This is a genomic window from Mesorhizobium sp. WSM4898, from assembly GCF_029625845.1.
Lineage (GTDB): Bacteria > Pseudomonadota > Alphaproteobacteria > Rhizobiales > Rhizobiaceae > Mesorhizobium.
Window position 1 is genome coordinate 184,350 of record NZ_JARTVQ010000002.1, and the last position, 20,786, is coordinate 205,135.

The 20,786-nt window shown below is 64.4% G+C and carries 18 protein-coding genes; 11 read left to right on the plus strand and 7 right to left on the minus strand.

What is annotated here, in order from left to right:
* Nucleotides 1-13: 13 nt before the first annotated feature.
* From P9228_RS08365 to P9228_RS08375, 3 genes are read left to right on the plus strand one after another with little or no spacing between them, the layout of a single operon-like run.
* Entirely contained in the window at nt 14-961 is a 948-nt protein-coding gene (locus P9228_RS08365; RefSeq protein ID WP_127214088.1) for an ABC transporter permease, read from the plus strand.
* On the plus strand, nt 958-1,827 hold the full coding sequence (locus P9228_RS08370) for an ABC transporter permease (protein ID WP_067329386.1): 870 nt from the start codon (nt 958-960) through the stop codon (nt 1,825-1,827). The genes P9228_RS08365 and P9228_RS08370 overlap by 4 nt, the downstream gene beginning before the upstream one ends.
* On the plus strand, nt 1,824-3,446 hold the full coding sequence (locus P9228_RS08375; RefSeq protein ID WP_095825656.1) for a dipeptide ABC transporter ATP-binding protein: 1,623 nt from the start codon (nt 1,824-1,826) through the stop codon (nt 3,444-3,446). Before P9228_RS08370 ends, P9228_RS08375 begins: the two co-directional genes overlap by 4 nt.
* A 15-nt stretch (nt 3,447-3,461) precedes the next feature.
* Here P9228_RS08375 and P9228_RS08380 read toward each other — a convergent pair whose 3' ends face one another.
* Entirely contained in the window at nt 3,462-3,887 is a 426-nt protein-coding gene (locus P9228_RS08380) for a TerB family tellurite resistance protein (protein WP_066999766.1), read from the minus strand.
* A gap of 112 nt (nt 3,888-3,999) precedes the next feature.
* On the opposite strand from P9228_RS08380, the gene P9228_RS08385 reads away from it, so the two are divergent.
* The 4 genes from P9228_RS08385 (at nt 4,000) to P9228_RS08400 (ending at nt 6,439) form a co-directional block, all read left to right on the plus strand.
* Nucleotides 4,000-4,785, plus strand: a complete 786-nt coding sequence (locus P9228_RS08385) for a TSUP family transporter (RefSeq protein ID WP_127245699.1) — start codon at nt 4,000-4,002, stop codon at nt 4,783-4,785.
* A gap of 52 nt (nt 4,786-4,837) precedes the next feature.
* Nucleotides 4,838-5,008: a hypothetical protein gene (locus tag P9228_RS08390; protein ID WP_082954093.1), complete on the plus strand. Its 171-nt coding sequence runs from the start codon at nt 4,838-4,840 to the stop codon at nt 5,006-5,008.
* A gap of 91 nt (nt 5,009-5,099) precedes the next feature.
* Nucleotides 5,100-5,933 (plus strand): AraC family transcriptional regulator, encoded by an 834-nt coding sequence (locus P9228_RS08395; protein ID WP_278052994.1) that lies wholly within the window; start codon nt 5,100-5,102, stop codon nt 5,931-5,933.
* 86 nt (nt 5,934-6,019) lie between these two features.
* A complete protein-coding gene (locus tag P9228_RS08400) occupies nt 6,020-6,439 on the plus strand; it encodes a VOC family protein (RefSeq protein WP_095801926.1) in 420 nt (139 codons plus the stop codon).
* Nucleotides 6,440-6,717: 278 nt separating this feature from the next.
* On the opposite strand, the gene P9228_RS08405 is transcribed toward P9228_RS08400, so the two are convergent.
* On the minus strand, nt 6,718-8,193 hold the full coding sequence (locus P9228_RS08405) for a cobyric acid synthase (RefSeq protein WP_127325156.1): 1,476 nt from the start codon (nt 8,191-8,193) through the stop codon (nt 6,718-6,720).
* Nucleotides 8,193-8,798 carry a dimethylsulfonioproprionate lyase family protein gene (locus P9228_RS08410; RefSeq protein WP_278052995.1) on the minus strand — a complete coding sequence of 202 codons (606 nt, stop codon included), beginning with the start codon at nt 8,796-8,798 and terminating at the stop codon, nt 8,193-8,195. The genes P9228_RS08405 and P9228_RS08410 overlap by 1 nt, the downstream gene beginning before the upstream one ends.
* A gap of 138 nt (nt 8,799-8,936) precedes the next feature.
* Here P9228_RS08410 and P9228_RS08415 point away from each other — a divergent pair, with 138 nt between their 5' ends.
* Entirely contained in the window at nt 8,937-10,103 is a 1,167-nt protein-coding gene (locus P9228_RS08415; protein WP_278052996.1) for an isobutyryl-CoA dehydrogenase, read from the plus strand.
* Nucleotides 10,104-10,127: 24 nt separating this feature from the next.
* Nucleotides 10,128-11,012 carry a 3-hydroxyisobutyrate dehydrogenase gene (mmsB, locus tag P9228_RS08420; RefSeq protein ID WP_095778484.1) on the plus strand — a complete coding sequence of 295 codons (885 nt, stop codon included), beginning with the start codon at nt 10,128-10,130 and terminating at the stop codon, nt 11,010-11,012.
* A gap of 321 nt (nt 11,013-11,333) precedes the next feature.
* On the opposite strand, the gene P9228_RS08425 is transcribed toward mmsB, so the two are convergent.
* Genes P9228_RS08425 through P9228_RS08440 form a run of 4 tightly spaced genes read right to left on the minus strand, consistent with a single transcriptional unit; the run spans nt 11,334 to nt 16,238 of the window.
* A complete protein-coding gene (locus tag P9228_RS08425; protein WP_278052997.1) occupies nt 11,334-12,713 on the minus strand; it encodes an aspartate aminotransferase family protein in 1,380 nt (459 codons plus the stop codon).
* A gap of 50 nt (nt 12,714-12,763) precedes the next feature.
* Nucleotides 12,764-12,886, minus strand: a complete 123-nt coding sequence (locus P9228_RS08430; RefSeq protein WP_066999731.1) for a capsid protein — start codon at nt 12,884-12,886, stop codon at nt 12,764-12,766.
* 32 nt (nt 12,887-12,918) lie between these two features.
* Entirely contained in the window at nt 12,919-14,988 is a 2,070-nt protein-coding gene (locus P9228_RS08435; RefSeq protein WP_278052998.1) for a prolyl oligopeptidase family protein, read from the minus strand.
* 53 nt (nt 14,989-15,041) lie between these two features.
* A complete protein-coding gene (locus P9228_RS08440) occupies nt 15,042-16,238 on the minus strand; it encodes an MFS transporter (protein WP_278052999.1) in 1,197 nt (398 codons plus the stop codon).
* A 255-nt stretch (nt 16,239-16,493) separates the two neighbouring features.
* On the opposite strand from P9228_RS08440, the gene P9228_RS08445 reads away from it, so the two are divergent.
* Together P9228_RS08445 and P9228_RS08450 are read left to right on the plus strand one after the other, a co-directional pair.
* Complete coding sequence (locus P9228_RS08445; protein WP_066999726.1) at nt 16,494-18,071, plus strand: trimethylamine methyltransferase family protein; 1,578 nt, start codon at nt 16,494-16,496, stop codon at nt 18,069-18,071.
* A gap of 53 nt (nt 18,072-18,124) precedes the next feature.
* Nucleotides 18,125-20,695 carry an FAD-dependent oxidoreductase gene (locus P9228_RS08450; protein WP_278053000.1) on the plus strand — a complete coding sequence of 857 codons (2,571 nt, stop codon included), beginning with the start codon at nt 18,125-18,127 and terminating at the stop codon, nt 20,693-20,695.
* Nucleotides 20,696-20,786: the final 91 nt, after the last annotated feature.

Sequence of the window (20,786 nt, forward strand, 5' to 3'; positions counted from 1 at the left end):
CTGATCGCCTCCCATGGCCACCTATCTCCTCAAGCGCCTCATCATCGCGACCATCACGCTGGTGCTGGCCTCGATGGTGGTGTTTGCGGTGATGGAAATCCTGCCTGGCGACCCGGCGCGCCTGATGCTGGGCTTCAACGCCAGCGCCGACCAGGTCGAGCTGTTGCGCAACCAGATGGGCCTGAACGCGCCGCTTGTCCTGCGCTACCTGCACTGGGCGGGCGGGTTGCTCAGCCTCGATTTCGGTCGCTCCTACACCTATTCGGTTCCCGTCATAGACCTCGTGGGTGAGCGCGTCGTCGTTTCCCTGCCGCTGGCGCTAATCGCGCTGGCGCTGTCGACCGTCATAGCCATTCCGGTCGGGGTGTTTTCCGCCGGCCGCCAGGGCCGGGCCGGCGACACATTCGCCATGGGCGCTGCCCAACTCGGCGTTGCCGTGCCGAATTTCTGGTTCGCGCTGATGCTGATCTATCTCTTCGCCGTCTGGCTGCGGCTGGTGCCGGCGGGTGGGTTTCCTGGCTGGGGCGCCGGGATCTGGCCGGCGGTGAAATCGCTGCTGCTACCGGCCATCGCGCTGGCGCTGCCGCAGGCGGCGATCCTGGCGCGCGTCGCCCGCTCGGCGCTGATCGAGGTGCTCAACGAAGACTATATCCGCACCGCCCGCGCCAAAGGCCTGCCCTACCGCGCCGTGCTCTGGCGCCACGCGCTGCGCAACGCCATGATCCCGGTGCTCACCATTCTCGGCCTGCAATTCGCGTTCCTGCTTGCCGGCACCATCATCATCGAGAATGTCTTCTATCTGCCGGGGCTTGGACGGCTGGTTTTCCAAGCCATCACCCAGCGCGACCTGATCGTCGTCGAGAGCGTCGTCATGCTGCTGGTCGCCGCCGTGATCGCCGTCAATCTGCTGGTCGACTTCTCCTACGCCGTTGTCGATCCGCGGCTCAGGGGCCGGCAATGATAATGCGCGTCGACCTGCCCGAGGAAACGCTTGCCGGGGTTCTGGCCAAAGCCTTCGGCAACCGCTCTTTTCTGATCGGCTTCGCCATCACGCTGCTGGTGGCCGCGATTGCGCTGCTCTCCTTTGTATGGACGCCCTACGACGTCACCAAGCTGGTCATCGCAGACAAGACGCAGGCGCCCTCGTGGACGCATTGGTTCGGCACCGACCATTTCGGTCGCGACATCCTTTCGATGATCATGGTCGGCGCACGCAACTCGATCGCGGTAGCGCTCGTGGCGGTCGGCATCGGCATGGGCATCGGCGTGCCGCTCGGCGCCTTCGCGGCGGCGCGGGGCGGCCTTGCCGACGAGGCGCTGATGCGCATCAACGATCTCGTCTTCGCCTTCCCGGCACTACTGTCGGCGATCATGATCACCGCCATCTTCGGGCCGGGCGCCGTCAACGCCATCATCGCCATTGGCATCTTCAACATCCCGGTCTTCGCGCGCGTCGCCCGCGCCGGCGCCTTGGCGATCTGGCCGCGCGAATTCATCCTCGCCGCGCGCGCTGCCGGCAAGGGCATGACGCAGATTTCTGTCGAGCACATCCTGCCCAACATCGCGACGCTGCTGCTGGTACAGGGCACGATCCAGTTTGCGCTGGGCATCCTCGCCGAAGCGGGGCTTTCCTATGTGGGCCTGGGCGCGCAGCCGCCAATGCCGAGCTGGGGCCGCATGCTGTTCGACGCGCAGACGCGGATGGTGACGGCGCCGTGGATGGCAATCTTTCCCGGCATGGCGATCATCGTGACCGTGCTTGGGCTCAACCTGCTCGGCGACGGCATCGCCGACATCCTCGATCCGAAATCGCGGCGGCGGCGATGAGCCTGCTCCAGATCGAGAACCTATCGCTTGTCATCGGCGGAACGCGGATCCTGAAGCAGGTCGAGCTTGCGATTGCGCCTGGCGAGGTGGTCGGCCTGGTCGGCGAATCCGGTTCCGGGAAATCGATGACGGCGCTGACGATCATGAGCCTGCTGCCGCATCTAGCTCAAACCAGCGGACGCGTCACTTTCGACGGCATCGACCTCCTTGCAGCGAGCGAGGACCAGATGTGCGCGCTGCGCGGCGACGACATCGGCATGGTTTTCCAGGAGCCGATGACGGCGCTCAATCCAGTCAAGACCATCGGCGAGCAGGTGGCCGAGGGCATTCGCTGGCACACCAGGGCGGGCCGCGCCGAGGCCGAGGATCGCGCGCGAAAAATGCTCGACCGTGTCGGCCTGCCGGAAGCCAAGTTCCCACTGTCGCGCTACCCGCATGAGCTCTCCGGCGGGCAGCGCCAGCGCGTCGTCATCGCCATCGCCTGCGCGCTGAAGCCAAAATTGCTGATTGCCGACGAGCCGACCACGGCGCTCGATGTGGTGCTGCAGGCGCAGATCCTCGACCTGCTGCGCGATCTGGTCAGCGAAAACCGCATGGGCCTGCTGCTCATCTCGCACGACCTTGCGGTAGTGACCGAGATGGCCGACCGCCTGACCATCCTGCGCGGTGGCGAAGTGATGGAAGCCGGCGACACCGCGCGCACGCTGTCGGCACAACACCACCCCTACACGCGCGAGCTGGCGCTGGCTTCCATGCATGTGCCGGCGCGGCCCAAAAAACACCTTGCCGGTTCGGCAAAGCCGCTGCTCGAAGTCGAAGGCCTGAGCCGCGACTATCCGGGTCGGCGCAAATCCTTGTTCCGAGCGGCAGAGCCAATCCACGCCGTCGACGATGTATCGCTAACCATCGAGCCGGCCCAGTCGGTAGCCCTCGTTGGCCGTTCCGGCTGTGGCAAATCCACGCTCGCCCGCATGATCCTGGCATTGGACAAGTCGACGGCGGGCTCAATCCGCTTTCGCGGCCAAACCATCACCGGCAAGTCAGAGGCCGAGCTGAAGCCGGCCAGGCGCGACATGCAGGTTGTCTTCCAGGACCCTTACGGCTCCTTCGATCCACGCCAGAAGGTCGAGAAGCTGGTTGCCGAGCCGTTGCATCTTCTCGAGACCCAGCCGTCGAAAGCCGAGCGGCGCGAGATGGTCGCGCATGCGCTGCATGAGGTCGGACTCGGCCCGCGCGACATGGACAAATATCCGCATGAATTCTCGGGCGGCCAGCGCCAGCGCCTATCGATCGCCCGCGCCATCATCACCCGCCCGAAACTGGTCGTCGCCGACGAGCCGGTCTCGGCGCTGGATGTCTCGATCCGCGCCCAGATCCTCGACCTCTTCGCCGAGCTTAACCAGAAGCTCGGCATCGCCTATCTGTTCATCACCCATGACCTGACGGTTGCCCGCGCCATGTCGGACGAAGTGCTGGTCATGCATGAGGGCAAGATAGTCGAGCGCGGCAGGACGGCCGATGTGCTCGACAGCCCGCGCTCGGAAGCCGCGCAGGCGCTGGTCGCGGCGGCGCCGGACCTTCACCGTGCGATCGCGCGACGCATGCAGGAACAAGGGTAAGCCGCGAGCCCGCGCTCAGCCCTCCGGTTTGACCAAATCCACCGGGCTGATGTCGAGCAAGTCGAGCGTGCGACGCAGCAGCTTCACCTCGCTCTCGGCAAGCTTGGAATCCGCCTTCGCGATCTCGGCCATGTGGCGCGCAAGCAGCTTTCGCCGCTCGACATCGAGGTCGCGGAACAGCGCGATCGCTTGTGAGCCGTTGGTCTCGTAGCCGTAGTCGTTGAGATATTCGACGACGCTGTCGATCGAGGCTTCGGGAATGCCGAAGGCTTCCTTGCAGATGTGCCGGAAGGCTACCATCTCGCTCTCCGACACCGCGCCGTCGGCCAGGATCATCCGGAACAGCATCAGAAGCTCGGCCGACAGCACCGGATCGTCCGCTACCTTGCGCACGCCCGGGTCGCCGTCGAAGATCGAACGTATCTGGTCGAGCAGCGCCATCGCCGTAAGCCTCCCCTTGCGATTCCGTTGAAATTGTTAGCGTGGAATCGGTCTTGCGCAAACTGTCTAAGCATGATGGAAGCAGCCGTCCCCCGCCTTGACCCACAGCCCGATGATCGACCTTACCTTGCAGACTGTCTTCATGCTCACCGCTGCCGCTTTCGCGGCGGGCTTCGTTGATTCGATCGCCGGCGGTGGCGGCCTGATCACCATCCCGGCGCTGCTCCTGGCGGGCTTCTCTCCGGTGGCAGCGCTCGGCACCAACAAGCTGCAGGGCATGTTCGGGTCCGGCTCGGCCACGATCCACTATGCCGCGAACGGCCAGGTCGATTTGCGCCGACAATTGCCTTCCGCGCTGCTGGCCCTTGTTGGCGGCGCCATCGGCGCCCTGCTGGCGACGATCGTGCCCGGCGACTTCCTGCGTGCCCTTTTGCCGGTTCTCTTGATCGCGATCGCTCTATACTTCGTGTTCAAACCCAACATGAACGACGTTGACCGCGCAGAGCGTCTGTCACCGCTCCTATTCGGCCTAACGGTTGTGCCTGCCATCGGCTTGTACGACGGTCTGTTCGGCCCAGGCACGGGCTCGTTCCTTATGCTCGCCTTCGTCAGCCTTGCCGGCTATGGTCTGCTCAAGGCGACCGCGCACACCAAGCTGCTCAATTTCGCCTCCAACATCGGCGGCTTCGTCGTCTTCGCCGCCGTCGGCGTCATCGACTGGAAGATCGGTCTGATGATGGGTGTCGCCCAGTTTCTGGGCGCCCGCCTCGGCGCAGGCCTCGCCATCAAAATCGGCGCAAGACTGATCAAGCCGCTGCTGGTGATCGTGTGTGTAGCGCTGGCGGTGAAGCTGCTTGCCGACCCGGCCAATCCCCTACGCCAACTCATTGGTGTGTGACTGTCCTGCTGGTAGAATTCGGGTGTTGCGAATCATGTTGGAGGGACCAGACATGAATCTTAGTGCGCCCACGCAGATCGTGTTCATTATTTCGTTGGTCATCGCCGCCATCGGCCTTCTCGCCGCTCTCGGCCTTCTTGCGTTCATTCCTCTCGCGTCGGTGTGGATCATGCTCATCGCCTATGTCGTGCTCGCCGGCGGCTGCCTGATGCGCGGCGCCTAAAGCAATCCAGGAAAAGTGTGGAGCAACTCGGAGCGCCCGGCCCTGCCGGGCGCTTTTGATTTTTGCGAGCGTGTTCTGCTAGGCTTGCGGCATGTCCGACGAGACGGAGCGCCATCGGGAGGATACTCGCTCTCCCGCCCTCCATTCCGAGATGGTGCGGCGCAAACCCGCCGCCCCGCTCGCAGGCATCGTCACGGATATCTGCGGCTATCGGGAAATATTGCCCGGCCATTTCCGCATGGTCGAATATGCCTCGCTGACCGTACCCCTGGTGATCAGCTTCGCCGAAGCCTTCGCCATCGGGCTCGGCCGCAGCCCGGGCGACAACGATCGCTACGCCAGCTTCGCCGCCGGTCTCTATGCCGGCCCGGTCATGATCGAATCCTTCGGCGCCGCCTGCTGTGTCCAGGTCAATTTCACGCCGCTTGGCGCCAGGCAATTCTTCGGCCTGCCGATGAGTGAGTTGCGCGACCGCATGGTCGGGTTGGACGATGCGATGGGCTTTGATGGCATCGCGCTGCGCGAACAGCTCGGCGAAGCGTCGGATTGGGACAAGCGCTTCGACATTGCCGAGGGTTTCATCGCAGGCCGACTCGCGGACGCGCATGCGCTTTCGCCCGAAATCGCCTGGGCCTACCGGACGGTCATCGCATCGGGCGGCCCCACCCGCATTTCGGCGCTCGCCAGCGAGATCGGCTGGAGCCGCAAGCATCTGGCGGCGAAATTCACCGACGCGACCGGCATCGGCCCGAAGACATTGTCACGCATCGTGCGCTTCAACCGCGCGCTGTCGCTGTCGAAGCGGCAGGACGACAACTGGGCCGGCATCGCCGCCGATTGCGGCTACGCCGACCAGGCGCATCTGGTGCGCGAATTCCGTCAGCTTGCCGGCGAAACGCCATCCGGGCTCGCCACGTGGATCTAAGCTTCAGGCGAGGTAACATTTCTTCAAGACGTGGAAACCGCCTTCGCACAGACTGGCATCCATTCAACCAGCACAGGGATATTGTCATGCCAGCAACAAACGAAGCACCCCGTCTCTATCCAGCCCTGCGATACAGGAACGCCGCTAGGATGATCGACTGGCTCAGCGAGGCCTTCGGCTTCGAACTGCGCGCCCGTTATGGCGATGGCGACATCGTTCACCACGCGGAACTGACCTTTCGGTCCTCGATGATCATGCTGGGCACCGCGCGCGACGACGATTACGGCAAGATGGTCGGCGAGCCCGGCGGTGGCGGCGGCAAGTCCATCTACATTGCCGTCGATGACGCCGATGCCGCCTATGCCAAGGCGAAGAAGGCCGGCGCCAGGATCACCCAGGAACTGGTCGACCGCGACTATGGCAGTCGCGAGTTCATCTGCCTCGACCCCGAAGGCAATGTCTGGTCCTTCGGCACCTACTGGCCGAAGGCGGGCGAGAAGGCGTAGTTGCTATCCGCGCCGGCATTTGCGGCTGGCGAAAACGCCTGAACTTCGTCATCCACGGGCGGAGCGGGAGCGAAGCGGACGCGAAGACCCGAGGATCCATTCCGTGACCTCGATCGAAGGGCGCAGAGGAGCAGAATTCTGCACGGTAGCAACGCCTTACCGTCACGGAATGGATCCTCGGGTCTGCGCCGCGTCGCTTCGCTCCTTGCTCCGCCCGTGGATGACGATGCGGCGGAAGCTTTCGCTAATGGCAAGCGTATGCGCATCGACGGGAGGACCTACCGCGCCAGCCCGAAAATCGCATCGCAGTCGAGATGCTTCTCCAGCTCGGCCGCGACCTCGTCCAGCGCCTTCTCGACCTCGGCGCGATAGTCGATGCCCCCATCCTTGACCCCGAGGCTCGCAAGGTAGGCCGCGCGAAAAGCGTCCGCTGCAAACAGCCCATGCAGATAGGTACCGATAACCTTGCCATCGGCGGAGACCGCGCCGTCCTCGAGGCCGTTGATGATCGCCGAAGGCCGCGCGGCGTCCGGGCCGGTGGTGCGGCCGAGATGGATCTCGTAGCCTTCGAGCGGCAGGCCGAATTGCACCGAATGAGCGCTCGAGTTGCGCACCGTCTTTTCCGGTTCCATCACCGTCTCGATGTCGAGCAGGCCAAGGCCCTCCGTCTCGATGACGCTGCCTTCGATGCCATCGGGGTCGCGAACCTTGCGGCCGAGCATCTGATATCCGCCGCAGATGCCGACGACATGGCCGCCGCGTTTGCGGTGCGCGGCAAGGTCGCGATCCCAGCCATTCTCGCGGAATTTTATCAGATCGCCGATGGTCGATTTCGAGCCCGGAATGACCACCAGCCCGGCATCTTCCGGGAGCGGCTTTCCCGGCGGCACGAACACCACCTCGACCTGCGGCTCGGCCTTGAGCGGATCGAGATCGTCGAAGTTGGCGATCCGCGCCAGCATGGGCACCGCCACCTTCAGCGCCCGCCTTTCGCCCGAGGCAAGTCGCTCGAGCACAACCGAATCTTCGGACGGCAGCCTTGCCGCGGACTTCAGCCAGGGCACGACGCCGAAACAGCGCCAGCCGGTAAACTTGCCGATGGCGCTGACCCCATCGTCGAACAGCGAGACATCGCCGCGGAACTTGTTGATGAGATAGCCGGCGATCATGCGCCGGTCTTCCTCCGGCAGGATCAGATGCGTGCCGGCGACGGAAGCAATGACGCCGCCGCGGTCGATGTCGCCGATAAGCACCACCGGGACGTTGGTACGCGTGGCAAAGCCCATATTGGCGATGTCGCGGCTTCTAAGGTTGATCTCGGCCGGCGAGCCGGCGCCCTCGACGATGACGAGGTCGGCGTCCTCGCCGACCTTCGCCCAGGAATCGAGCACCGCATCCATCAGCCTGGCCTTCATTGCCTGATAGTCGCGCGCCCGCGCCTCGCCAAAAACCTTGCCCTGCACCACCACTTGCGAGCCGATGTCGCTTTGCGGCTTGAGCAGCACCGGGTTCATGTGCACGGTCGGCCTCACCCCGCAGGCCAGCGCCTGCAGCCACTGCCCGCGGCCGATCTCGCCGCCGCCGGTCTTGTTGTTGCCGGGGATGTCGGCGACGGCGGCGTTGTTGGACATGTTCTGCGGCTTGAACGGCCTGACCTTCAGTCCGCGTTTTTTTGCTGCCCGGCAGAGCCCCGCCACCAGCACCGTCTTGCCGACATCCGAGCCGGTGCCTTGCAGCATGATCGCCCTGGCCATCAGCCCCTGCCCTCCGCGCCGATGATCGATTTCTGCGCGAGCGGTCCACCTCGCCAGATATAGAGCGCCATCAGTGGCTCCTTGCCGGTACGCATGGCGTGATTGACGTTGGACGCATGGTGGATGATTTCGCCCGCCGCTCGAACCCGAAAGCCGGCCCCGCCCATGCTCCACTCGGTGCTGCCGGTCAGCGGAATGTAGATCTCCTCGGCGGTGTGGTGGTGGTCTGGGTAGACACTGTCGGGCCCGAGGATCAGCAGGCCGCCCGCGACCTCGTCATTGGCGAAATGCCCCCGCGTGCCGAACACCTCCAGCCAGCCGTAATTGTCGATGAAGAGCTGTCCGAAATCGGCAGCGGTATAAGTCTGGCCCCAGCACAGCTCATTGCGATGGTCCGCGATGAACCGCGTCAGCGGCCCGGCGTCCCGCGGCGCAAGCTCCGCAATCCGATCGAGATGGCGAAGGCAACGAAGCGCACGTGGTTCGCGCGAACGAGAGGGCATGTGCCAATCGATGCGCGCGACGGCGTCCGCAACCAGATCGCTGTCGATGCCGGCGAGATAGAAGTGGAACCGGTCCAGCAGCTGATCGAAAATTGTCGGCACGCAAGACTCCGTTGATCAATCCATGCACAGCCGGTCCACGGCGGGCTGGGTTGCGCGGCGGCATCATTGGTCTAGATTGATCGCTGCGCAAAGCCAAAAACGACAGGCCACAAGGCCTGAAACGACAGGGAGCACGCCATGGACGCGGCAGTCGATGCGGGCACTGGCCAATTCGAACTCACCGAGCAACAGCGCGCCATGAAGGAGATGGCTGAGGCCTTCGCGGCCGATCGGGTCGCGCCGAACGCGCTCGACTGGGACCGGGCAAAGCACTTTCCGGCCGACGTGATCCGCGAGACCGGGCCGCTCGGCCTGGGCGGCATCTATGTCCGCGACGATGTCGGCGGCTCGGCGCTCGGTCGGCTGGATGCGGTGCTGATCTTCGAGGCGCTGGCGCATGCCGATCCGGCCTTCTCCTCCTTCATCTCCATCCACAACATGGCGGCGTCGATGATCGACCGCTTCGGCAGCGACGAGCAACGCCGGCGCTTCCTGCCGAAGCTGACCTCCATGGAATGGCTGGCGAGCTATTGCCTGACCGAGCCCGGCTCCGGCTCCGATGCCGCCGCCTTGAAGACGAGAGCGGTGAGGAGCGGCGGCGACTATGTCTTGAACGGCGCCAAGCAGTTCATCTCCGGCGCTGGCGACAGCGACCTCTATGTCGTCATGGCGCGCACCGGCGGCGACGGGCCCAAAGGCATTTCGACCCTGGTGGTGCCCAAGGATGCGCCCGGCCTCTCCTTCGGCGCCAATGAGCACAAGATGGGTTGGCATATGCAGTCGACCCGCCAGGTCATCTTCGAGGATTGCAAGGTGCCGGCCGAGAACCTGCTTGCCACCGAAGGCGCGGGCTTCGGCATGGCCATGGCCGGGCTCGACGGCGGCCGGCTCAACATCGCCGCCTGCTCGCTGGGCGGCGCGCAGTCGGCGCTCGACAAGGCGCTCGCCTACACGAGCGAGCGCAAGGCCTTCGGATCGAAGATCAACCAGTTCCAGGCCCTGCAGTTCAGGCTGGCCGACATGGAGACGGAGCTGCAGGCGGCCCGCATCTTCCTCTATGCCGCCGCCTCGAAGCTCGATCGCAAGGCGCCGGATGCCGGCAAATGGTCGGCGATGGCCAAGCGCTTCGTCACCGACATCGGCTTCGACATCGCCAACGAGGCGCTGCAGTTGCATGGCGGCTACGGCTATCTGCACGATTACGGCATCGAGAAGCTGGTGCGTGATCTGCGCGTCCACCAGATCCTCGAAGGCACCAACGAGATCATGCGCGTCATCATCGCGCGAACGCTGATCGGCCGCTGAAGCAGCAAATTTCGGGAGACAACGATGGCAACGATCGCCTTCATCGGCCTTGGCAATATGGGCAACCCAATGGCTGCCAACCTCGTAAAGGCGGGGTATGCGGTGCAAGGCTTCGACCTCGTGCCGGAGAACCTCACGATCGCAAAAGAGCATGGCGTCACCGTCATGGCCAATGCCGTCGCCGCGGTGAAGGACGCCGACGTGGTGATCACCATGCTTCCCGCCGGCAAGCATGTGTTGTCGGTCTACGAGGACATCGCGCCCAAGGCGAAGAAAGGCGCCTTGCTGATCGATTCCTCGACCATCGATGTCGAATCGGCACGCAAGGCTCACGCCATTGCCGCCAGGCACGGCTTGCCTTCGATCGACGCGCCTGTGTCCGGCGGCACCGGCGGCGCCACCGCCGGCACGCTCACTTTCATGGCCGGCGGGTCGGATGCAGCATTCGCCTCTGCCGAGCCGATCCTGAAGCCGATGGCCGGCCGCATCGTTCATTGCGGCGGTGACGGCGCCGGCCAGGCCGCCAAGATCTGCAACAACATGATTCTCGGCATTTCGATGATCGGCGTCGCCGAAGCCTTTGTGCTCGCCGAGAAACTCGGCCTGTCGCACCAGGCGCTGTTCGACGTCGCCTCCACCTCCTCCGGCCAGTGCTGGTCACTGACCACTTACTGCCCGGTGCCCGGCCCTGTTCCGGCGTCGCCCGCCAACCGCGACTACAAGCCGGGTTTTGCTGCCGCCCTCATGCTCAAGGACCTGAAATTGTCGCAGGAAGCCGCGCAAAGCGCCGGCGCCGTGACGCCTCTGGGCGCCGAGGCGACGCAGCTCTACGCTCTGTTCAATGCGCAGGGCAACGCAGGCGCCGACTTTTCCGGCATCATAAATTTCCTGCGCGGCGATCAAACCTAAGCAGCTGCTTGCAAAGGGTTATTAGCAATTTTTTTCGACAGAAATCCGGCAAATTTAGATTTGCTTAAGGTCTCGCTAACTCACCGGTAACGATGTGCCTTTAAAACGGACTGCGAGGCGGACATCGCAACCGCCCGGCGCTCCGGATCAGGTCTCGCGTACCGGAGCCCGTAAGTTTCGCAGGTCTCGAGTAGCGAAACGCCATGCGTATCTGGCAAAGCCGCGTTCCCTTCTGGGACGCGGTTTTTGCGTCTGGGCAAGGCTTCGCTGCAGATTCGGGTCGCCGGGCACCCTCCAGCAAGGGCGCCCGGCTGTGTTTTCTCAGCGCTTCCGCAAATCCGCCTCCGCAAGGTCGAGCGCCTTGGCGATGCGCTCGCAGGACATGTCGATGGTGTCGCGCGTCCAGATCAGCGGCGGCGACAGTATCATCGTGTCGCCGGTGGCGCGCAGCATCATGCCCTGCGAGATCGCGTGATCGCGCACGACGACCGCCGCACTTCCCGACGGCAGGTATCGTTCCTTGGTCGCCTTGTCCTTGACGATCTCTATCGCACCCATAAGACCGATCGAGCGCATCTCGCCGACCAGCCTGTGGCCGGCGATGCGCTCCTGCAGCGCCTGCGCGAAATAGGGACCGGTGTCGGTCCTGACGCGCTCGACCAGACCTTCCCGTTCAATGATCTCGAGGTTCTTCAGGGCCACCGCGCACGCGACCGGGTGACCGGAATAGGTGTAGCCGTGGTAGAACTCGCCGCCCTTTTCGACGAGCGTCCTGCTGATGCGGTCGCCGACCAGGAGCGCCGACAGCGGCTGGTAGCCGGAGGTCAGCGCCTTGGCGGTGGTGATGGTGTCGGGCTGGACGTCAAAGGTCTGCGCCGCGAACCATTCGCCGGTGCGGCCATAGCCGGTAATCACCTCGTCGAGCATCAAGAGCACATCGTATTTGCGGCAGATGCGCTGCACCTCCGGCCAGTAGCTGATCGGCGGGATTTTCACACCGCCCGCACCCATCACCGGCTCGCCGATAAAGGCGGCGACCTTGTCGGCGCCGGCTTCGAGGATGGCGTCCTCGACGGCCTTGGCGGCGCGCAGGCCGAAATCGTGGTCGCTTTCGCCGGCCAGCGCGAGCTCATAGGCATAGGGCATCATCACATGGACGATGTTCGGCACCGCGCCGCCGAGCTGCTTGTGCATGGGCTCCATGCCGCCGAGCGAGGTGCCGGCGATCGTCGAGCCGTGATAGGCCATCTTGCGCGAGATGATCCGGTTCTTCTCAGGCTTGCCTTCGAGCGCCCAATAGTGGCGCACGAGCCGCAGCGCTGTGTCGTTGGCCTCGGAACCGGACGAGCCGTAGAAGACCTGACCGACATGCTCCGGCGCCAGTTCCGCCAGCTTCTGCGACAGCAGCACCGGTGTAGGCGTCGAACACTTGAAGAAGGAGTTGTAGTAGGGCAGCTCCTTCATCTGGGCGCAGGCGGCCTCCGCCAGTTCGTCGCGGCCGTAGCCGACATTGACGCACCAGAGGCCCGCCATGCCGTCGAGGATTTCCGTTCCGTCGGAATCATAGATGAACGGCCCTTTGGCGTGGGTGATGATGCGAGAGCCCGCTTCACGCAGTTCCTTATGGTCGGTGAAGGGATGAAGGTGATGCGCGGCATCGATCTGCTGAAGCTGCTTCAGCGAATAGTTCTGATAGGTCATGGGTTTGTCTTTCCTCTTGAATCAATCCGGCGGTGGCCGGGGCGGATTCGTCAGAGGAAACGGGGCGGCGAATAGCCGATGCGGGCGCACAGCCGCAAAAGCTCGGCGCGCAGCGTGCGCGGTGACGGCGTCACCGCGACCCCGAAGGCGCCTGATGTGCTGATGCGGACCATGGCGGCACCTTAAGCCGCCAACGGCCAGCAATTCAAGCTGGACCGGCAAGCGTGCGCTGCAGAAAGACGTAGCGCATCGCCGTTTGCGCGGCCTGGGGCCGGCGATCGCCGCGCCCGCCATGGCCGCCTTCGGTCTCCTCGAAGAACAGCGTCTTGCCGTGACCGGCGGCCTGGAGCCGCGCCGCCATCTTGCGCGCATGCCCCGGATGGACGCGGTCGTCCGCGGTCGAGGTCATCAGCAGCACCGGCGGATAAACGGCACTGGTCGCCACACGCTGATAGGGTGAATAGGCGGCGAGCCATGCAGCCTCCTCCGGCTTTGACGGATCGCCATATTCCGCCATCCACGAGGCACCGGGCGGCAGTTCGGTGTAGCGCAGCATGTCGAGCAGCGGCACGTCGATGATGACGGCGCCGAACAGCTCCGGACGCTGCGTCAGCGAGACGCCGGTCAGCAGGCCGCCATTCGAGCCGCCCTGGATGCCGAGTTGTGCCGCCGTGGTGATGCCGCGCCTGACCACATCCTCGGCGACCGCGGCGAAATCATCGAACGCTTTCTGGCGCTTGCCCTTGAGCGCCGCCTGATGCCAGGCCGGGCCGAACTCGCCGCCGCCGCGGATATTGGCCTGCACATAGGCATGGCCCTTGTCCAGCCAGAGCCTGCCGCGGATCCCGGCATAGCCGGGCAAGAGCGGCACTTCGAAGCCGCCATAGCCATAGAGCAGCGCCGGCACCGGTCCCGTCTGGTCGCGCCGCCTGACGACGAAATACGGGATCATCGTGCCGTCCTTCGAGCGCGCCTCGAACTGCTCCGAAGTATAGGGCGATGCATCGAAGCGCGCCGGCTGCGATTTCACGGTTTGAAGTGTGTCGCCATTGTCGTCCGACCATATGATCGAGCTCGGCGTCAGGAAATCGGTGAAGGAGAAGGAGACGCTGGAGCCGAAATGCTCGGCATGGCTGATGCCGACATTGCCCTTGTCGGGCAGGTCGACCGGCTTCACCGACCAGCCATTGCCGGTGCGGTCGCAAACGACGACCTTGCCGCGCACATTGTCCATCAGGTTGATGAACAGCCGGTCCTGCGTCCTCGCGAGACCTGCGATTGAAACGCGGGGCTCCGGTTTGAGCAGCGTCTCGACCGGTTCGAACGAACCGGTTTCAATCCAGCGGTCGAAATCCACGGAATAGAGCCCATCCGGCAGGCAGCGCGTGCCGTCCGGCGCCGTCCACGGACTGCGGACGCCAAAGACCAGCTGTCCCTTGAAGATCGCGGTGTCGGTCGCGTCGTCGGGCAGCGGGATGCGCCGGTTCTCGCCCGAAGCCAGCCGAAGGAAACTGTGCGAGGTGAAGAAGTCGATGGTCTTGCCGAGCATGACATGTTTCTTGTCGCCATCGAACTCCACGCCGCCGCCGACCGCGAGATGATTTTTTTCGCCCTCGAAGATCGGCGTCGCCTCCTCCAGCTTCGTGCCACGCCGCCAGAGCTTGATCACCCGCGGATAGCCTGACTGAGTTTTGTCCTCGTCCTCGAAAGCCGCCGAGACGATCACCGTATCCCTGTCCAGCCAGGAAAACCCCGACTTCGAAGCCGGTGCCCGGAACCCGTCCTCGACGAAGGATTTCTTCGCAATGTCGAACTCGCGCATCTCGCTGGCGTCGCCGCCGTCCGGCGACATGAACAGCAGGCAGCGGTCGAAATCGGGATAGAGCCGGCTCGCGCCACCGAACACCCATTTCACGCCTTCCTTGGCCGAGAGCTGATCGAAATCGAGGATCGTTTCCCAATCCGGCTTGTCGGTCTTGTAGGAGGCGACTGTCGCGCGGCGCCACAAGCCCAGCGCGTTGGTCTTGTCCTGCCAAAAATTGTAGACGTAACCGGCGAGCGCCGATCCGACCGGGATATTGTCCTCGGCCGTCATCAGGTCGAGCGCGGTCTCGAATGCCGCCTGATAGGATGGATCGCCCTGCAGTTCGGCGACAGTCGTCGCATTCTGGCGATGGACCCACTCAAGCGCTTCCTTGCCGTTGCGATCCTCCAGCCACAGGAAAGGATCCTCGACCGGCAATTCAGGCTGGGTTTGGGTCATCGGGCTGGTCATGCTGGTCTCCGGGTCTGGCGGCCCTGCCTACATCGCGTTCGCCGTGCCAACATTCAAGAGCAGCGCTGCCTGCGCTCAGCCAGCCGGCCCTGCATCACCCGCCGGCGAATGACGGTGGCTACAGCCAGCGCCGCGCAGATCGCGCCGAGCGTCACCGGAAGCCCTGCGGCGCCGATCAGGTCCATCACACCGCCGGTCAGCGGCGGCACGAGGATGCCACCGACGCCCCACATCAAGGAGAAGGAGGCATTGCCCGCGACCAGCGCCGAGCCGGTAAAACGCTCGCCGAGCTCGATGATCGACATCGTATAGATCCCGTAGGACACCGCGCCCCAGATGAAGACGCAAGGCCAGATCAGCGGCGTCTCGATGAGCGCCGGCAAGAGCGCGCAGCCAAGAACCGTCACCGAGACACAGCCGAATCGCACGAGGCGCGCCGTCAGTCTTTCGGCGAGCAGGCCGAGCGGCACCTGCATGGCGATGTTGCCGGCGATCATCATCGACAGCAGCGCCGACATGCGCGTCTCGGGAATGTCGAAGTGGGTGCCATAGACGGGAAGCAGCGCCAGCACCGACTGCTCGAAACCGGCGGCGGCGACGACCGCCGACAGGAGCAGCCAGGCGAGCGGCATGAAGCCCAGCACAGAAACTTTTTCACCTGCCTCGTCGACCCTAGGCAGACGTTTCACCACGACCGCCAGGCAGGCGCCGCAGAAAAGAAAAGCAAAGATGCCGACCAGAAAAGGCGGCCAACCCTCCGTGCCGACCGCCAGCAGGCAGAGCGGTCCGGCCGCGAACCCAGCCGAGATGATGGTCGAATAGATGCCCATGACGCGCCCGCGCCGCGACGGCGGCGCCAGCGCGATCACCCAGATTTCGCTGAGCACATAAAGCGGATTGGTGACCTCGCCGACCAGGAAGCGCAGTGGGAACCACAAATAGACGTCCTGGGTCCAGCCGATCAGCGCCAGCACCAGGGCCGAGAGCCCGGCGCAGATGAGCGCAGTCCGCCCCGCTCCGAACCGGCGCGCCAGCCCCGGGATCAGCGGCGAGGACAGGATGAAACCGACCGGCGTCATCGCGGCCGACAGGCCGATCACCGCCGGCGACACGCCCTGACGCTGCAGGATGAAGCTCAGCAGCGGATAGGAAAGCCCCTGCGCGATGGCGAACACCGACACGGTCGCGATCACGCCGGTAATCGCGGCCCACTGCACCGTCTCGCCAGTCTCTGATTTCGCCAGAGCCATCATTCCTGCTCCATTCAACGCAGGCTTAGCCGCTGCCGGCGACAGCCGTAAGGGCCAACTGACGGCAAGGGCGCATGTTCCAGCCAATCCTTGTCAGGAACGCCGGCAGGGAATGCTTTGGCGGCGGCAATTCGGCGGGCCAATCTGCCCTTCCGTCATGTCGCTTCCCTCGCCCTAGTGGTCGCCGCCTCCTTACCGGCAGCATTGCCGCCGGTCCATTATGCCGACCACTTTCGCATCCCCACGAGGCCTCTCATGACTGCCGCCCTTCATCCCGCCGAACCGGCATTGGCAACAGATCGCGCCCGCCGCGGCGGCCGTGCTGGCAAACGCGCCGGCGGATCGGCAGCCTTCGAGCAGCCGCCGTTCCGGCAGCTTAAGAACCCGCTGGTGCCCACCAGGCTGGTGTCCGACGACGAACTGGAATCGATCCACCTCGCCTCGCTGCGCGTTTTGAAGGAGATCGGCGTCGACGTGCTGCATGACGAAGCCCGCCGCATCATGAAGGCGCATGGCGCCGACGTTCGCGAAGGCAGCGAGCGCGTTCGCTTCGACAGCGACATGATCCTCGAGCTCATCGCGTACTGTCCGCCGGAGTTCACGCTGCACGCCCGCAACCCGGCGCACAATCTGCGCTTCGGCGGCAACAACGTCATTCTGTCGATGATGGCCTCGGCGCCGAACTGCTCCGACCTCGACCGCGGCCGCCGCCCCGGCAACCAGGTCGACTACCGCAATTTCCTGCGCCTGGCGCAGATGCACAACATCCTGCAGTGCACCGGCGGCTATCCGGTCGAGCCGATCGACATCCATCCCTCGGTCCGGCATCTCGAATGCATCCGCGACCTCGCCACGCTGACCGACAAGGTCTTCCACATCTATTCGCTCGGCAAGGAACGCAATGTCGACGGCATCGAGATCGCCCGCATCGCGCGCGGCGTCAGCCGCGAGCAGCTGATGGAGGAGCCGTCGGTCTTCACCATCATCAACACCAATTCGCCGCTCAAGCTCGACGTGCCGATGATGGAAGGCATCATCCAAATGGCCAGCATGGGCCAGGCGGTGATCGTCACGCCATTCACGCTCTCCGGCGCCATGGCACCCGTCACCATCGCCGGCGCGCTGGTGCAGCAGAATGCCGAGGCGCTCTCCGGCATCGCCTTTGCCCAGATGGTGAAGAAGGGCGCGCCGGTCGGCTATGGCGGCTTCACCTCCAATGTCGACATGAAGTCGGGCGCACCGGCCTTCGGCACGCCCGAATACATGAAGGCGCAGCTCGCCGGCGGCCAGCTCGCCCGCCGTTACAATATCCCCTACCGCACCTCAAATACCTGCGCCGCCAACACGGTCGACGCGCAGGCGGCCTATGAAAGCGTCTTTTCGCTCTGGGGCGCCATCCAGGGCGGCGGCAATCTGATGATGCACGGCGCCGGCTGGCTGGAAGGCGGCCTGCGCTGCTCCTACGAAAAGACCATCCTCGACATCGACCTCCTGCAGATGGTGGCCGAATTTCTCACCCCGCTTGATCTCTCCGAAGACGCGCTCGGCTTCGACGCCATCCAGTCGGTCGGCCCGGGCGGCCATTTCTTCGGCACCCAGCACACGCAGGAGCGCTACAAGACAGCCTTCTACTCGCCGATCGTCTCCGACTGGCGCAATTTCGAGACCTGGACCGAGGCGGGCTCGCCGACGGCGCTGGAACGCACCAACAAGGTGTGGAAGGAGCGCCTCGCGGCATACGAAGAGCCCTATATGGACCCTGCCATCCGCGAGGAGCTCAACGACTTCGTCGAGAAGCGCCGCGCCGAAGGCGGCGCGCCGACCGATTTTTGATCTTTCACGCCCCGCTCACTCGATTCAGTCTCTGCAAGAACGGACCTATCTTCATGAAATCCCATGTTAAAGCGGTTGTCATCGGCGGCGGTGTCGTCGGCTGCTCGGTGCTCTACCACCTCGCCAAGGCCGGCTGGACCGACATCATGCTGATCGAGCGCTCGGAGCTGACCTCCGGCTCGTCCTGGCACGCGGCGGGCGGCTTCCACACCCTGAACGGCGACCCGAACGTCGCCAAGCTGCAGGCTTATACCGTCCAGCTCTACAAGGAGATCGAGGAGCTTTCCGGCCAGTCCTGCTCGCTGCATCTGACCGGCGGCGTGATGATGGCCGATACCCCCGAGCGCATGGATTTCCTGCGGCTCGCCCACGCCAAGGGCCGCTATCTCGGCATGGATACCGAGCTGATTACGCCGTTCGAAGCCAAGGCGATGTTCCCGCTGATGGACGAGAAGAATTTCGTCGGCGCCATGTGGGATCCCGTCGAAGGCCATCTCGACCCCTCCGGCACGACCCACGCCTACGCCAAGGCCGCGCGAAAACTCGGCGCTGAGATCGTGCTGCGCAACCGCGTCGTCGAGCTGACGCAGGAAGCCGACGGCACCTGGAACGTCGTCGCCGAGCAAGGCACGGTGAAAGCCGAGCATGTCGTCAATTGCGGCGGGCTGTGGGCGCGCGAGATCGGCCGCATGGTCGGCGTCGAGCTGCCGGTGCTGGCGATGGAGCACATGTACCTGCTCACCGAGCCGATGCCGGAGGTCGAGGAATTCAACAGATCGACCGGCCGCGAGATGATCGGCGTGCTCGACTTCAAGGGCGAGATTTACACCCGCCAGGAGCGCAACGGCATCCTGCTCGGCACCTATGAAAAAGCCTGCAAGCCATGGTCGCCGGTCAACACGCCCTGGGATTTCGGTCATGAACTCTTGCCACCCGACATCGACCGCATCGCGCCGTCGCTGGAGATCGGCTTCAAGCATTTCCCCGGCATCGAGAAGGCCGGCATCAAACAGATCATCAACGGCCCCTTCACCTTCGCGCTCGACGGCAACCCGCTGGTCGGCCCAGTCCAGGGCCTGACCAACTTCTGGTGTGCCTGCGCCGTCATGGCCGGCTTCAGCCAGGGCGGCGGCGTTGGCCTGGCGCTGTCCAACTGGATGGTGCACGGCGATCCGGGCTTCGACGTCTGGGGCATGGATGTCGCCCGCTTCGGCGAATGGGCGACGCTGCGCTACACCAACGCCAAGGTGCGCGAGAATTATTCGCGGCGCTTCTCGATCCGCTTCCCGAACGAGGAACTGCCGGCCGCCCGGCCGGCGCAGACGACGCCGCTCTACGACACGATGCTCGCCAACAATGCGGTCATGGGCGACTCGTGGGGACTGGAAACCCCGCTCTGGTTCGCGCCCAAGGGCACCGAGCCAAAGGACATCGTCTCCTTCCACCGCTCCAACGATTTCGGCCCGATCGGCGAGGAAGTTCGCGCGACGCGCGAACGGGTCGGCGTCACCGAGATCGCCAACTTTGCCAAGTACGAAGTTTCCGGGCCGGGCGCCGAGGATTTCCTCAACCGGCTGATGACCAACCGGATGCCGAAGACCGGCCGCATTGTGCTCACCCCGATGGTCAACGAGTTCGGCAGGCTGATCGGCGACTTCACCATCGCCAAGACCGGTGAGGACCGTTTCATGATCTGGGGCTCTTCGGCCGCGCAGAAATACCATATGCGCTGGTTCGAGAAGCACCTGCCCAAGGATGGTTCTGTGCGCATCCACCGCTTCGACCAGACGCTGGTCGGCCTGTCCATCGCCGGACCGAGCTCGCGGAATTTGCTGCAGAAACTCGTGGACGTCGACGTCTCGACCAAGGCCTTCCGCTTCATGGACTTCCGCGAGATGGCGGTCGGCGGCGCGCCCTGCATGGTCAACCGCATCACCTATACCGGCGACCTCGGCTACGAGATCTGGATGGCCCCCGCCTATCAGCGCCTCGTCTACAAGGCGATCAAGGAAGCAGGCGAGGAATTCGGCCTCGTCGATTTCGGCATGCGCGCGCTGCTGTCGATGCGTCTCGAAAAGAACTTCCCAACCTGGTTCCGCGAGTTGCGTCCGATCTACGGGCCGTTCGAAGGCTCGATGGACCGCTTCATCAAGCTGGAGAAGAACGACTTCATTGGCCGCGAGGCGGCTGCCAGGGAGCAGGCGCAAGGGCCGAAGCTGCGCCGCGTCTCCTTCATCGTCGATGCTGCGGACGCCGACGTGATGGGCGACGAGCCGATCTGGGCCAAGGTCAGCAAGGATTATGGCACGGTGGAGAAACCGCATGGCTACGGCGCGCCGCGCTTCGACGAGACGGGCAAGGAAGTGCGCGGCTCCGAAGCCGCCGAAGGCGCTTCGGCCGTGCGCGGCATCGTCGATGGCGAGTGGCGCGTTGTCGGCTGGGTGACCTCGGGCGGCTATGCGCACTACGTGCAAAAGTCGATGGCGCAGGGCTATGTGCCGGCGGCCCTTGCCGAGGACGAGAGCGCCGGCCTGTTCGAGATCGAGATCCTCGGCCACCGCCGCCCGGCCCGCATCAACGTCGAACCGCCCTTCGACCCGAGCGGCGAGAAGATGCGCACCTGATTCCAGGAAGCCGCAATGTACCGCTTTCGGATCGTGTTGGTGGCCGGCTATATAGCAACCGGCCACCAATGCATCAGATGAGAAGACGACC